Here is a 13,499-nt window from a genome sequence, read left to right as displayed (position 1 = left end):
GCCCCCCACCCTCCTCTCTGGCCCCTCGCTGCACCCGCGGCCCACCACCCCCCCACCCCCCGCCCGGCCCCCCCCCGCAGTCATTGGCGTGCCCCCGCGTCCGTGTGTCTGAGGTCTGTGTGCTTGAGGCGAGGCTGCTCGGGTCAGGATTCTCTGGGTTCGGGGATGACCGGGATGGCGCCGGTCTCGGCCTTGATGACCTCGGCGATCGGGCCGGTGTCGACGTCGTTGCGGTCGGCGAGTTCGAGGAGGTTCTCGAGGTCGTCGATGAGGCTCTCGACGAGGAAGTCGTCGCCGGCATCCCTGGCGTCGTGTAAGCGATGACGGACATCGTCGATTCTGTTATCGAGCTGATCTGCGAATTCACTCATCGTGCATCCGTCCTTCCGACAATAGGCCGCCGGGGATGAGGTCGAGTCATCGCCGACGTGTGGTCGTTTCTCTCCGAGGCCGGCATGCTCGCTCAGCATCGTCTCCTGCATTCTCGCAGAGCTTTTCGAGAGTCGTATGTGTGTCCTTCGTCATCGTGACGAGAATCACCGTGACAGGGTACCATCTGCTCTTGCCAAAGGGTACTGGGCAGTGCACAATGCTGGGGACACGATAGGCGACAGGGGCTGAAACTCCTTTTCAGCACACCCGACAGAGAGCGATGAGGCCATATGGCAACCGACTACGACGCACCTCGCAAGCACGACGACGAAATCAAGAGCGACTCGATCGAGCAGCTCAAGGCGCAGCGCTCGCAGGCGCAGGCCAGCAAGATCGACGAGGACGAGACGGCAGCGGCCGAAGGGTTCGAACTTCCCGGCGCCGACCTGTCGAACGAAGAGCTCTCGGTGCGCGTGCTTCCGAAGCAGAACGACGAATTCACCTGCATGGAGTGCTTCCTCGTCCGTCACCGTTCGCAGCTGGCGAGCGATGAGGGCGGAATCCTCATCTGCACGGACTGCGCAGGCTGAGCGTCGCGACATCCCCACCAAGACGAACGCGCCCCTTCGAGGGCGCGTTTTTCGTTGCTCGGCGTCTGGCGCTGGGCCCGGAGTCGGGCGCTGCGGCCGGCGTCGGGCGGGGTCGTGCTCAGGCGCGCAGGGCGGCGGCGAGCTCCTCGGGGTGCCGGCTCGAGACGAGCCAGTACGGGGTGGGGTCGGAGGCATCGTCGATGTCGATGCGCACTGCGGTCTTCACCCAGGGGCGGAGCACGAGGAAGGCGCGGGCGTCGAGCCCGGTGCCGCGGGCCTCGCGGGCCGCCTCGATGCCGAGGGCCTCGACGCCGCCGAGGAATGCCCGATCGATGTGGGCGTCGCCGACGAAGAGCTGGCGGCCGGTGACGATGATCGTGATCCCCAGCGAGCGCAGCCACCATGCGAGCAGGGCGAAGGTGACGACGGGCAGGATGAAGGCGCCGAGCGTCCAGACGGGGAGGACCATGGCCGCCGTCGAGACGGCGGCGACCGCGATGAGCACCCACATGGCGGGCGAGGGGCTGACCTTCTCCCGGTAGGTCACCTGCGAATCGGTATGAGTCTGAGCCATGTCCTCCATTCTCCCACAGCGCGCATGTTTGAAGCGCTCAGGCTTGGGCACTAGAGTGCAACCTTGTGACAGAAGGCTTGCGCATCGAAATCACCCTCGTCGACGACGGAATGGCCCCGCCGAGCTACGCCCACGCGTCCGACGCCGGCGCGGACCTGTGCTCGGCGATCGACTTCACCCTCGAACCGTTCGAACGGCGCACCGTGCCCACCGGGATCGCGATCGCCCTCCCGCCCGGCCACGCCGGTTTCGTCCACCCCCGCTCGGGACTCTCGAGCAGGCACGGCGTCACCGTCGTCAACGCCCCGGGGACGATCGACTCCGGATACCGCGGCGAGATCAAGGTGCCGCTCATCAACCTCGACCCGACCGTGCCGCTGCGCATCACCCGCGGTGACCGGATCGCCCAGCTCATCATTCAGGAGATCCGACAGGCCGCGTTCACCGTCGTCGACACCCTCGACGACAGCGACCGCGGCACCGGCGGATTCGGCTCCACCGGCGGAGTCGTCTCCGGTCTCAACGCAGAAGTGGAGTGAAGGACAATGGGACTGTTCTCACGTTTTTCGAAGAAGTCAGCGGCCGCGGACGAGGAGTCCGCGACCGACCGCAGCACCGACGAGGAGATCGTCGACGACGAACTCGTTGACGAGGACGTCGCTGACGATCATGACAGCGATGACGACGCCGAGGCGGTCGCCGAGACCGAGGCGGAGACCGAGGACCTCGACGACGAAGCGGTCCTGGAGAAGTCCGCACCGCTCGACCGGGCGGAGAAGGGCCCTTTCGACGCGGCCGAGGACTACCCCGAGCTCAACCGCCTCGACCTCGGTGCGCTCAAGGTGCCCGTCGTCGACGGCATGCAGATCCGCCTCGACACCGACGACGACTCGCAGCGCGTGCTCGCCGTGACCCTCATCCACGACGGTGGGGGAGTCCAGCTCCAGGCGTTCGCCACCCCGCGATCCGAGGGGCTGTGGAACACGGTGCGCCGGCAGCTCACCGAATCCGTCGAATCCCAGGGCGGGGAGTGCACCGAGCTCCACACCGGGCTCGGCCGCGAGCTCGCCGTCGAGGTGCCCGCGAAGACCGAAGACGGACGTCCCGGCAAGCGCGCGATGCGGTTCGCCGGCGTCGACGGTCCGCGCTGGTTCGTCCGCGCCGTGTTCTCCGGCAAGGCCGTCACCGACGCCGAGGTGCGCGCAGAGCTCAGTGCGCTCGTGCGCGGTGTCGTCGTCGACCGCGGCGACGAGGCGATGGCTCCTCGCGAGCTCATCGCCCTCACCGCCCCCGAGGTCGATGCGGCTCCCGAGCCCGAGGACGAGACCGAGGACATCAACCCGTTCGCCCGCGGACCCGAGATCACCGAGGTCCGCTGATCGCCATGCTCGATCTTCTCAGCCGGCTCACGCAGAGCCTCGGCTCCCGCGACGACGACGCCCGCGAGGACCTGCGGATGGCCAGCCGGATTCCCGGCGTCGTGAGCATCGGCGACGTCGCCCCGCGGGCGATGGTCCGCATCGCCGGGGTCGTCAGCGCCGTGACGCGGTCGACGAACGCTGACAACCCGCGCCTGACGATCACCGTCTCCGACGGCACCGGCGACGTCGAGGCGCAGTTCCTCGGCCGCCGCGAGATCAGCGGCATCAGACCCGGCGCGCTTCTCGTCCTCGAAGGCCGGTTCTGCGACCGCGACGGTGTGCTCGCCGCCCACAACCCCGTCTACGAACTCGTCGCCCCCAAGGACGAGCACGAGTGAGCGATCTGCGCCACCGCGAGTGAGCGCGCACTGGTCGTAAGCGCTCGGTTTCCACCGCGTGAGAGCGCTCAGTCCGCGCTGTCGGCCTTGGCCGCGGCCTGGAGCAGGCTGAGCAGCGCCCCCTCCTGATCGGGGGAGGAGAGGAAGAAGAGCTCGTCCCCGCCCTCGATGACGTCATCGGCGCTCGGCGCGAAGGCGCGGGCGTTGCGGATGATCGCGACGAGCACGGTGTCGACGGGGAACGCGATGTTCCCGATCCGGGACGCCACGAGGTCCGAGGACTCGTTGACGGTGAACTCCATGAGCCCGGCCTGACCGCGTTCGAAGCTCATGAGGTGGACGAGACCGCCGACCTCGACGGCCTCCTCGACGAGCGCGGTCATCAGCCGCGGCGTCGACACCGCGACGTCGACGCCCCAGTTGTCGTCGAAGAGCCATTCGTTCTTCGGATTGTTGACCCGCGAGACCGTGCGGGGCACCCCGAACTCCGTCTTCGCAAGGAGGGAGAGGACGAGGTTCGTCTTGTCGTCGCCGGTGGCGGCGACGACGACGTCGGCCTCCTCGAGCTTCGCCTCTCCGAGGCCGGCGAGTTCGCACGCATCGGAGAGCAGCCACTGGGCGCCGGGGATCTTCTCGTGCGCGAGCGCCTCCTTGCTCTGGTCGATGAGGAGGACGGAGTGGTTCTTGTCGAGCAGCTCCCTGGCCACCGAACGGCCCACGGACCCGGCTCCGGCGATGACGACTCTCATTCTTCTTCCTCCCTGGAGGTCACGGGCTTGTCGAGGATGCGCGCGATCTCGTCGAGGCGGTCGACGGGGCACATGAGGTGGACGAGGTCGCCGTCCTGGAGGAGGAGGTCGTCGGTGGCGACGATGCCCTCCGAGAGTCGCGTGACATACGCGACGCGGGCCTGCGTGGCCTCCTCGATCTCCGCGATCGGACGGGCCACCCAGCTGGGATCGAGGTGCACCTCGGCGAGGACGAGGTTGCCCGAGGGCTCCCGGTACTCCGTGATCGACCCCTGCGGGACGAGTTTGCGCATCACCTGCTCGGCCGTCCACCGCACGGTCGGCACCGTCGGAATGCCGAGGCGCTCGAAGACCTGCGCCCGATCGGGATCGTAGATGCGGGCCGCGACATTGGGCACACCGAAGGTCTCCCGGGCGACACGCGCGGCGAGGATGTTGGAATTGTCTCCGCTCGAGACCGCGGCGAACGCGAACGCGTCGGCGGTGCGGGCCTGCGTGAGGGTCTCCCGGTCGAATCCGAGGCCGGTGATCGTCGATCCGGTGAAGTCCGGCCCGAGCTTGAGGAAGGCATCGGGGTCCCGGTCGACGACGGCGACGGAATGGCCGTTGGCATCAAGTGCCCTGGCCAGGGTCGCTCCGACTCGGCCGCAGCCCATGATGACGAAGTGCATGGTCATCCCTTCCGACATTTGCTCTACCATTGGTGCTCGTGGCCAGCAGTTTTTCTGATGCCGTCAAAAGACTACTCGTTGGACGGCCGTTCCGCAGTGAGGACAGGCGTGCCCCTGCGCTGAAGAAGCGCATCGCGATGCCCGTGTTCGCCTCGGACATGCTCTCCTCCGTGGCGTACGCCCCGGACGAGATCCTCCTGGCCCTGTCCCTGACGACTCTCGTCTCGATCACCGCCGCCCCGTGGATCGGCGCGGCCGTCGGCGCGGTCATCCTCGTCATCGTCGCGTGCTACCGCCTCAACGTGCGCGCCTACCCATCCGGAGGCGGCGACTACGAGGTCGCGTCGAAGAACCTCGGCCCTCGTGCCGGCCTCATCGTCGCCGCCGCCCTCCTCGTCGACTACGTCCTGACTCTGGCCGTGTCGATGACGGTCTTCGCCGCCTACATCACGACGGCGTTCCCCCTGCTCGCGCCCTACCGGGTGCCTGTTGCGATCGTCGGCATCCTCGTCATCTGCCTCGCGGGTCTGCGCGGGTCCCGGGCCACCCCGGTGCTCCTGGCGATCCCGACGTACCTCTTCCTCGGCGCGGTGTTCCTCACGATGATCGTCGGCCTCGTCCAGGTCGGACTCGGGGACATCCCGCAGGCGGAGACCGCGAACTACACGATCGTCCACGATGCGGTGACGGATCAGGCGACGCTCGGGCTCGCGACCGTGCTCATCGTCCTCCGCGCGTTCTCCTCCGGGTCGGTTGCCCTCGCCGGCGTCCAGACCGTGGCCACCGCGGTGCCGGCCTTCAAGAAGCCGCGCGGGAAGAACGCCGGCAACACGCTCGTCCTCTCCGGACTGCTCGCCGCCGTCATGCTCACCGGACTGACGTATCTCGCCTCGGTGACCGGAGTGAAGTACGTCGACGACCCGCACCTCTACCTCGTCCGCCCCGACGGCAGTCCCGTCTCGGCCGAATACGAGCAGGAGCCGGTCCTCGGGCAGCTCGCCCACACGATCTTCGCCGACACGCCCCTGATGTTCTTCCTCGTCGTCCTCGTCGCCGCCCTCGTCCTCATCGTCGCCGCGAACACCGCGGTCGAGGGCTTCCCGGGACTCGCCTCCCGGCTCGCCCGCGACGGCTTCCTGCCCCGGCAGCTCGCGACGAAGGGCGACAGGCTGACGTTCTCCAACGGCATCCTCCTCCTCGCCGTCGCCGCGATCGTCCTCGTCGTCGCGACGAACGCCTCGGCGACGACCCTCATCCAGCTCTACCTCGTCGGCGTCTTCGCGAGCTTCGTCGTCGGCCAGCTCGGCATGGTGCTCCACTGGAACAAGCGCCTGCGGCTCGTCATCGACCCCAAGGCGCGGATGCGGATGCGCTTCAACCGGGCGGTCAACACCGTCGGCTGCGTCATCGCCGCCGGTGTCCTCATCGTCGTCATCGTCTCGAAGTTCCTCGCCGGGGCGTGGATCGCGGTGACGGCGATGGCCGGGCTCTTCCTCGTCATGGGTGCCATCCACCGCCACTATTCGCGGGTCGCGAGCGAACTCGCCCCCGAGGCCAACGTCGACTCGCGGACGATCCCGTCGAACACGCACGCGATCGTCGTCGTCAACGAGATCAACAAGCCGACCCTGCGGGCGCTGTCGTATGCGCGGGTGGCCCGGTCGACCCAGCTCGAAGCCGTCACCGTCGCCGTCGACGAGGAGGCGGCGGAGAAGCTGCAGAAGCGGTGGAACGAGATGGAGCTGCCCGTCCCGCTCACGGTCCTCGCCTCGCCCTACCGCGAACTCGTCCGCCCGCTCATCGCCCACGTCCTCGCGATCCGGCGGCGCTCACCGCGCGACCTCGTCATCGTCTACATCCCGCAGTACATCGTCGGACGCTGGTGGGAGCACCTTCTCCACAATCAGATCGCGATCAAGCTGCGCACCCGCCTGCTCCTCGTTCCCAACGTCGTCGTCGTCTCCGTCCCGTGGCGGCTGCGCTCGTACTCGCGCGCCCACAGCGGTGACGGCCCGGACTCGGAGGCCCCGCTCTACGGTCAGGTGCCGAAGCCATGACGTCCGGTTCGCTCGCCCCCGGTGACTCGGTCGAGCTGCGCATCGCCGGACCGGCCGCGGGTGGGACCTTCGTGGCCCGCCTCGACGGTCGCGTCGTCTTCGTCGCCGGCGCCCTGCCCGGTGAGCTGGTCCGCGCCCGGCTCACCGAGACCGGGAAGGTCCTGCGCGCCGAAGTCACCGAGGTGCTCGAGCCGTCGGTGCACCGCGTGCCCGACCGGCGCACCGGCTTCCTCGCCGAAACGGACGACGGGCTCTTCGGCGGCATGGAGTACGCCCACGTCGACCTCGCCCACTGCCGCGAACTCAAGGCCGAGGTCATCGCCGATCAGCTCTCCCGCATCGGCCGCATCGACCGGGACGTCGCCGTCACCGCCGCACCGGGGGAGGAGACCGGGCTCGAGTGGCGCACCCGCATCCAGCTCGCGGTGAGCGGCACCGGCGAGCTCGGGATGCTGCGCTCCCGCAGCCACGACGTCATCCCCGTCACCCGTGCCCCGCTCGCCGTGCCCGCGATCGCCGAGGCGGACCTGAGGTCCCTGCGCCTGCCCGGTGCCGAACGGGTGGAGTTCGCGTGGGCGGGCAGCACCGGCGCGGTCATCGTCCGCGGGGAGACCGACCGAGCCGGACTCGACGCACTCGCCGAGTCCCTGCCCGAGCAGTGGTCGATCCTCGCCGGCCCCGCTGCACCTGCCCGCCCCACGGGTCGGTCCGGTGCCGGTCGCGGTGGAAACGGCCGGGGCCAGGGGAGGGGAGGCCGCCGTCACCGGGGTGCGGGACGGTCGACCGCCTCGGCGCCGGTGCTCGAGGTCATCCGGGGGACCGACCATCTTCTCCAGACCGCGGCGGGACGGGACTTCCGCGTCGCCGCCGACGGCTTCTGGCAGGTGCACGCTCACGCGCCGGACGTCCTCACCGAGGCGGTGCGGGCGGCCGTGCCGGCCGATGCGCGCACGCTCACCGACCTCTACTGCGGGGTCGGGCTGCTCGGCATCACGGCCGCCGAGGCGACCGGGGCGAGGCTCTTCGGCGTCGAAGGAGTCGGTCCGGCTATCGAGAACGCCCGGATCAACGCCGCCGGCATCGACGCGCAGTTCGTCGCCGGTCGCGTCGATACGGCCGACTTCCCGAGCTCCGATGTCCTCCTCCTCGACCCGCCGCGCGCCGGCGCCGGGAAGGCGGTGACCGACCGGCTCATCGCCGACGGTCCCGAGACGATCGTCTACGTCTCGTGCGATGCCGGGACGCTCGCCCGCGATCTCGGGCAGCTGAGCGCCGGCGGCTACGCGATCGAGAGCCTCGTCGGTCACGACCTCTTCCCGCTCACCGCGCACGTCGAGACCGTCACGGTGCTCCGGCGCTGAGCAGACGGTGCTCACAGCGGCACCGAGCGACCGCCTCGGCGCGGTTCAGGCGATCCGGGTCCTCGCGGGCAGGAGGACGAGGACGATGAGGGCGAGGAAGGTCGTGAGGAAGCCGAGCAGGCCCCACCAGCCGGCGGAGCGGCCCTTCTCCTTCGCCAGCGCATTGCAGATGACGGCGAAGATGATGCCGACGAGGAGCGCGCCGAAGCCGAAGCCGGCGCCCAGTGTGAACGGGTCCATGGGGACTCCTTGACGTGGTCCGCGACAGGCGCGGAGATGGGTGATGTCCGCCTCCAGAATAGGATCGCGGACGTCCGCGGCGCTGTGGTGCCAACCGGAGACCGACGGGTGGAAAACCCGAGGCGGTGGGGTGTCGCGGTGGTGGTCAAGCGCGGTCGAATGCGCTAGAATTTATCTTGACGTCAAGATACTTTTGGAAACATTTGTGTCGCGTAAATCGGTGCGCGCGCAGGGCCGAACGCCCGGTTTCTTGGATGAGTGTCGAATGAAACAGGAGAATCACGATGAGCAACGTCGATACGTTCAAATCGAAGAGCACCCTGACCGTGGGCGATACGGACTACGAGATCTATCGCCTCGATCAGGTCGAGGGCTCGGAGAAGCTTCCCTTCAGCCTCAAGGTGCTGCTCGAGAACCTGCTGCGCACCGAAGACGGTGCCAACATCACCGAGGACCACATCAAGGCCCTCGCGAGCTGGGATCCGGGCGCCGATCCGAGCACGGAGATCCAGTTCACCCCCGCCCGCGTCGTCATGCAGGACTTCACCGGTGTGCCCTGCATCGTCGACCTCGCCACGATGCGCGAGAAGGTCGCCGAGCTCGGCGGAGACCCGGACAAGGTCAACCCGCTCGCCCCGGCCGAACTCGTCATCGACCACTCCGTCCAGATCGACTCGTTCGGCACCGCCGATTCGATCGAGCGCAACATGGACATCGAATACCAGCGCAACGGCGAGCGCTACCAGTTCCTCCGCTGGGGCCAGACCGCGTTCGACGACTTCAAGGTCGTTCCCCCCGGCATGGGCATCGTCCACCAGGTCAACATCGAATACCTCGCCCGCGTCGTCATGCCGCGTGAGGTCGGCGGGGTGCTGCGCGCCTACCCCGACACGCTCGTCGGCACCGACTCGCACACGACGATGGTCAACGGCCTCGGCGTCCTCGGCTGGGGCGTCGGCGGCATCGAGGCCGAGGCGGCCATGCTCGGCCAGCCCGTCTCGATGCTCATCCCCCGCGTCGTCGGCTTCAAGCTCACCGGGGAGATCCCCTCGGGCGTGACCGCCACCGACGTCGTCCTCACGATCACCGACATGCTCCGCCAGCACGGTGTCGTCGGCAAGTTCGTCGAGTTCTACGGTGAGGGCGTGGCCTCGGTGCCGCTGGCCAACCGTGCGACGATCGGCAACATGAGCCCCGAGTTCGGCTCAACCGCCGCGATCTTCCCGATCGACGACGTGACGATCGACTACCTCAAGCTCACGGGTCGCTCGCCCGAGCAGATCCAGCTCGTCGAGGACTACGCGAAGACCCAGGGACTCTGGCACGATCCGGCCAACGAGGTCGCCTACTCCGAGTACCTCGAGCTCGACCTCTCCACCGTCGTGCCCTCGATCTCGGGTCCGAAGCGCCCGCAGGACCGCATCGAGCTCTCCGACGCCAAGAGCCAGTTCGCCAAGGACATCCACAACTACGCCGCTCCCGGCGAGGAGTCGAAGTCGGCTCCCGTGTCGACCGGCGACGGACGGAACTTCGAACTTGCCAACGGCGCCGTGGCGATCGCCTCGATCACCTCGTGCACGAACACCTCGAACCCCTCGGTCATGCTCGCCGCGGGTCTGCTCGCCCGCAACGCCCGGGAGCGCGGACTCAACTCGAAGCCGTGGGTGAAGACGTCGATCGCCCCGGGCTCGAAGGTCGTCACCGACTACTACACGAAGGCCGGGCTCATCGAGGACCTCGAGGCGCTCAACTTCTTCGTCGTCGGCTACGGCTGCACGACGTGCATCGGCAACTCGGGCCCCCTCGATGCCGAGATCTCCGAGAGCATCCAGGACAACGACCTCGCCGTCACCGCGGTGCTCTCGGGCAACCGCAACTTCGAGGGCCGCATCAGCCCCGATGTGAAGATGAACTACCTCGCCTCGCCGCCGCTCGTCATCGCCTACGCGCTGGCCGGGACGATGGACTTCGACTTCGAGAACCAGCCCCTGGGCCAAGACAAGGACGGCGTCGACGTCTACCTCAAGGATCTCTGGCCCTCGCCGGAAGAGGTCCAGGCGGTCATCGACTCCTCGATCTCGACCGATATGTTCGACACCGAGTACGGGCGGATCTTCGACGGCGACGAGCGCTGGCAGGCGCTGCAGACGCCCGAGGGCGCGATCTTCGAATGGGACGAGAAGTCGACCTACGTGCGCAAGCCGAACTACTTCGACGGCATGACGCTCGAGACCGTGCCGGTCACCGACATCGAGGGCGCCCGGGTGCTCGCGAAGCTCGGCGACTCGGTGACGACCGACCACATCTCGCCCGCCGGCTCCTTCAAGGCCGACACCCCGGCCGGCAAGTACCTCATCGACCACGGCGTCGAGCGCAAGGACTTCAACTCCTACGGCTCGCGCCGCGGCAACCACGAGGTGATGATCCGCGGCACGTTCGCGAACATCCGCCTGGCCAACCAGCTCCTCGACGGCGTCCAGGGCGGCTTCACGCGTGACTTCACGCAGGAGGGCGCCCCGCAGACGACGATCTACGACGCGTCGGTCAACTACCAGAATGCCGGCATTCCGCTCGTCGTCCTCGGCGGCAAGGAGTACGGTTCGGGATCCTCGCGCGACTGGGCGGCCAAGGGCACGAAGCTGCTCGGCGTCCGCGCGGTCATCGCCGAGAGCTTCGAACGCATCCACCGCTCGAACCTCATCGGCATGGGCGTCCTCCCGCTCCAGTTCCCCGCCGGAGAGTCCGCGGACTCGCTGGGCCTCGACGGCACCGAGACGTTCTCGATCTCCGGTGTCACCGAGCTCAACGAGGGCACCACCCCGAAGACAGTCAAGGTCACCGCGACGAAGGACGACGGCACGACCGTCGACTTCGACGCCGTGGTCCGCATCGACACCCCGGGTGAGGCCGACTACTACCGCAACGGCGGCATCCTGCAGTACGTGCTGCGGCAGCTCGCGACGGCCTGATCTGTCCGCTGGCAGCGTCCCCCGTCCCGACTCCTTCCCGGAGTCGTGACGGGGGACGTTCGCGTCGAGAGCTGTGACCGACGGAACATCCTCACCCACAAGCTGGGTTGCGGCTTGGGAACGCGCTAAAATGTTCCGAGTGGAAACAGCCGTACCCTCGGCGGACGATGCGCATCGTCCGTCGTCACATCCCAAAAGCGAGGCCGCATGACATTCCTTGAGTCGATCGAGAGTCCTGCGGATCTGCGCGGACTCGATGCGGCCGAGTGCGAGGTGCTCGCGAAGGAGATCCGGGACTTCCTCGTCACCACGGTCGCCGGCACGGGAGGCCATCTCGGCCCCAACCTCGGCGTCGTCGAACTCACGATGGGACTGCACCGGGTCTTCGACTCCCCGCGCGACACGATCCTCTTCGACGTCGGCCACCAGACGTACGTCCACAAGCTGCTCACCGGCCGGATGGCCGACTTCGGCACGCTGCGCCAGCGGCACGGCCTCTCCGGGTACCCGAGCCGTGCCGAGAGCGACCACGACGTCATCGAGAACTCCCACGCCTCGGCGTCCCTGTCGTGGGCCGACGGCATCGCCAAGGCCCACCAGCTCAAGGGGGAGAGCGACCGCCACGTCGTCGCCGTCATCGGCGACGGGGCCCTGACCGGCGGCATGGCCTGGGAGGCGCTCAACACGATCGCCGCCGACACCTCGACGCCGCCGCGCAAGCTCATCATCGTCGTCAACGACAACGGGCGCTCCTACGCCCCGACCGTCGGCGGATTCGCCGCCCACCTCGACGACCTGCGGACGATGACGAGCTACGAGAAGCTCCTCTCGTGGGGCAAGTCGACGCTCCAGCAGTCCGGTGCACCCGGCCGCGCCGCCTACTCCGCGATCCACGGCGTCAAGCGCGGCCTCAAGGACATGGTCAGCGCCGAGCAGACGGGCATGTTCGACGAACTCGGCATCAAATACCTCGGCCCCGTCGACGGTCACGACCTCGCCGGCGTCGAGAAGGCCCTGGCCCGGGCCAAGCAGTACGAGGGCGGTCCCGTCATCGTCCATATGATCACGCAGAAGGGGCAGGGCTACGACCCGGCCGTCAACGACGACGCCGACCAGTTCCACTCCGTCGGGGTCATCGATCCCGTGACCGGCCGCTCGACCCCGTCGAAGCAGACCTCGTGGACCTCCGTCTTCGGTGACGAGGTCCTCGAGATCGCCCGCGACCGCGACGACGTCGTCGCCGTCACCGCCGCGATGCTCCTGCCGGTGGGACTCGCGAAGTTCGCCGAAACCTACCCCGAGCGCGTCTTCGACGTCGGGATCGCCGAACAGCACGCCGTCACCTCGGCGGCGGGACTCGCGTACGGCGGACTCCACCCCATCGTCTGCATCTACGCGACGTTCCTCAACCGCGCCTTCGACCAGATCCTCATGGACGTCGCCCTCCACGGACAGGGCGTGACCTTTGTCCTCGACCGGGCCGGCATCACCGGACCCGACGGGGCGAGCCACCACGGGGTGTGGGACATGGCGATGCTGCGCATCGTCCCCGGCCTCCAGCTCGCCGCCCCCCGCGACGGCGCCCGGCTGACCGAGGAGCTGCGCGAAGCCGTCGCCGTCTCCGACGCACCGACCGTCATCCGCTTCCCCCGCGGCAGCGTCGGCGCCGACGTGCCCGCGGTGCGCCGGACCACAGGCGGCGTCGACGTCCTCCGCGAGATCCCCGAGGGCGAGCCCAAGGACGTCCTCATCGTCTCCGTCGGCCCCTTCGCCTCCCGCGCCCATGAGGTCGCCGAGGCGCTGGCCGCCGAGGGCATCACCGCGACGATCATCGACCCCCGCTGGGTCCTGCCGGTGCCCACCGACGTCATCGACCTCGCGATGGAGCACTCCCAGGTCGCCGTCATCGAGGACGGAGTGCGCCTCGGCGGCATCGGCTCCCGCATCCGCAGCGACCTGCGGGCTGCGGACTCCCGGATCGGCGTCGTCGAACTCGGGGCCCCGGACGAATTCCTGCCGCAGGGCACCCGCGACGAGATCCTCGAATACGTCGGCCTCGACGTCGATTCGATGGTCGCCGAGATCGTCAACATCCTCCCCGCCGAGGTGCGCAGTCGGGCAGAACGGGGCACCCGCCGAGGCGCGTGAGCCGACCCG

13 protein-coding genes are annotated in these 13,499 nt (G+C 68.5%); 8 read left to right on the top strand and 5 right to left on the bottom strand.

Annotated features, from left to right (window positions below; all coding sequences use genetic code 11):
• Positions 1-143: 143 nt before the first annotated feature.
• Positions 144-371 (bottom strand): hypothetical protein, encoded by a 228-nt coding sequence (locus ACFQ91_RS10800; RefSeq protein ID WP_137825759.1) that lies wholly within the window; start codon positions 369-371, stop codon positions 144-146.
• Between the two features lie 291 nt (positions 372-662).
• On the opposite strand from ACFQ91_RS10800, the gene ACFQ91_RS10795 reads away from it, so the two are divergent.
• Complete coding sequence (locus ACFQ91_RS10795) at positions 663-962, top strand: DUF4193 domain-containing protein (RefSeq protein ID WP_009376994.1); 300 nt, start codon at positions 663-665, stop codon at positions 960-962.
• Between the two features lie 118 nt (positions 963-1,080).
• Here the strand turns inward: ACFQ91_RS10795 and ACFQ91_RS10790 are convergent, their stop codons facing one another.
• Positions 1,081-1,536: a DUF3093 domain-containing protein gene (locus ACFQ91_RS10790; protein WP_198498979.1), complete on the bottom strand. Its 456-nt coding sequence runs from the start codon at positions 1,534-1,536 to the stop codon at positions 1,081-1,083.
• A 65-nt stretch (positions 1,537-1,601) separates the two neighbouring features.
• Here ACFQ91_RS10790 and dut point away from each other — a divergent pair, with 65 nt between their 5' ends.
• The 3 genes from dut to ACFQ91_RS10775 are packed head-to-tail and all read left to right on the top strand — an operon-like array spanning position 1,602 to position 3,295.
• On the top strand, positions 1,602-2,075 hold the full coding sequence (gene dut / locus ACFQ91_RS10785) for a dUTP diphosphatase (RefSeq protein WP_137825761.1): 474 nt from the start codon (positions 1,602-1,604) through the stop codon (positions 2,073-2,075).
• A 6-nt stretch (positions 2,076-2,081) separates the two neighbouring features.
• Positions 2,082-2,915, top strand: coding sequence for a DUF3710 domain-containing protein (locus ACFQ91_RS10780; protein ID WP_198498978.1), 834 nt, complete (start codon positions 2,082-2,084; stop codon positions 2,913-2,915).
• A 5-nt stretch (positions 2,916-2,920) separates the two neighbouring features.
• Positions 2,921-3,295, top strand: a complete 375-nt coding sequence (locus tag ACFQ91_RS10775; protein WP_198498977.1) for an OB-fold nucleic acid binding domain-containing protein — start codon at positions 2,921-2,923, stop codon at positions 3,293-3,295.
• Between the two features lie 68 nt (positions 3,296-3,363).
• Here the strand turns inward: ACFQ91_RS10775 and ACFQ91_RS10770 are convergent, their stop codons facing one another.
• Both ACFQ91_RS10770 and ACFQ91_RS10765 read right to left on the bottom strand, forming a co-directional pair.
• Positions 3,364-4,044: a TrkA family potassium uptake protein gene (locus ACFQ91_RS10770; RefSeq protein ID WP_198498976.1), complete on the bottom strand. Its 681-nt coding sequence runs from the start codon at positions 4,042-4,044 to the stop codon at positions 3,364-3,366.
• Positions 4,041-4,715 (bottom strand): TrkA family potassium uptake protein, encoded by a 675-nt coding sequence (locus ACFQ91_RS10765; RefSeq protein ID WP_137825789.1) that lies wholly within the window; start codon positions 4,713-4,715, stop codon positions 4,041-4,043. Before ACFQ91_RS10765 ends, ACFQ91_RS10770 begins: the two co-directional genes overlap by 4 nt.
• A 137-nt stretch (positions 4,716-4,852) precedes the next feature.
• On the opposite strand from ACFQ91_RS10765, the gene ACFQ91_RS10760 reads away from it, so the two are divergent.
• Positions 4,853-6,772, top strand: a complete 1,920-nt coding sequence (locus ACFQ91_RS10760; protein ID WP_376872711.1) for an APC family permease — start codon at positions 4,853-4,855, stop codon at positions 6,770-6,772.
• Entirely contained in the window at positions 6,769-8,133 is a 1,365-nt protein-coding gene (locus ACFQ91_RS10755) for a class I SAM-dependent RNA methyltransferase (RefSeq protein WP_198498974.1), read from the top strand. The genes ACFQ91_RS10760 and ACFQ91_RS10755 overlap by 4 nt, the downstream gene beginning before the upstream one ends.
• A 45-nt stretch (positions 8,134-8,178) precedes the next feature.
• Here the strand turns inward: ACFQ91_RS10755 and ACFQ91_RS10750 are convergent, their stop codons facing one another.
• Positions 8,179-8,373, bottom strand: coding sequence for a hypothetical protein (locus ACFQ91_RS10750; RefSeq protein ID WP_198498973.1), 195 nt, complete (start codon positions 8,371-8,373; stop codon positions 8,179-8,181).
• 284 nt (positions 8,374-8,657) lie between these two features.
• Here ACFQ91_RS10750 and acnA point away from each other — a divergent pair, with 284 nt between their 5' ends.
• On the top strand, positions 8,658-11,342 hold the full coding sequence (gene acnA / locus ACFQ91_RS10745; RefSeq protein WP_211979152.1) for an aconitate hydratase AcnA: 2,685 nt from the start codon (positions 8,658-8,660) through the stop codon (positions 11,340-11,342).
• Between the two features lie 207 nt (positions 11,343-11,549).
• Positions 11,550-13,490, top strand: a complete 1,941-nt coding sequence (gene dxs / locus ACFQ91_RS10740) for a 1-deoxy-D-xylulose-5-phosphate synthase (RefSeq protein WP_198498972.1) — start codon at positions 11,550-11,552, stop codon at positions 13,488-13,490.
• The last annotated feature ends 9 nt before the right edge of the window (positions 13,491-13,499 follow it).

This window comes from Brevibacterium sp. NPDC056726 (genome assembly GCF_042790515.1).
Taxonomy (GTDB): Bacteria; Actinomycetota; Actinomycetes; order Actinomycetales; family Brevibacteriaceae; genus Brevibacterium; species Brevibacterium sanguinis.
Note: the sequence above shows the minus strand (reverse complement) of the source record. Positions and strands in the feature narration are given on the sequence as shown.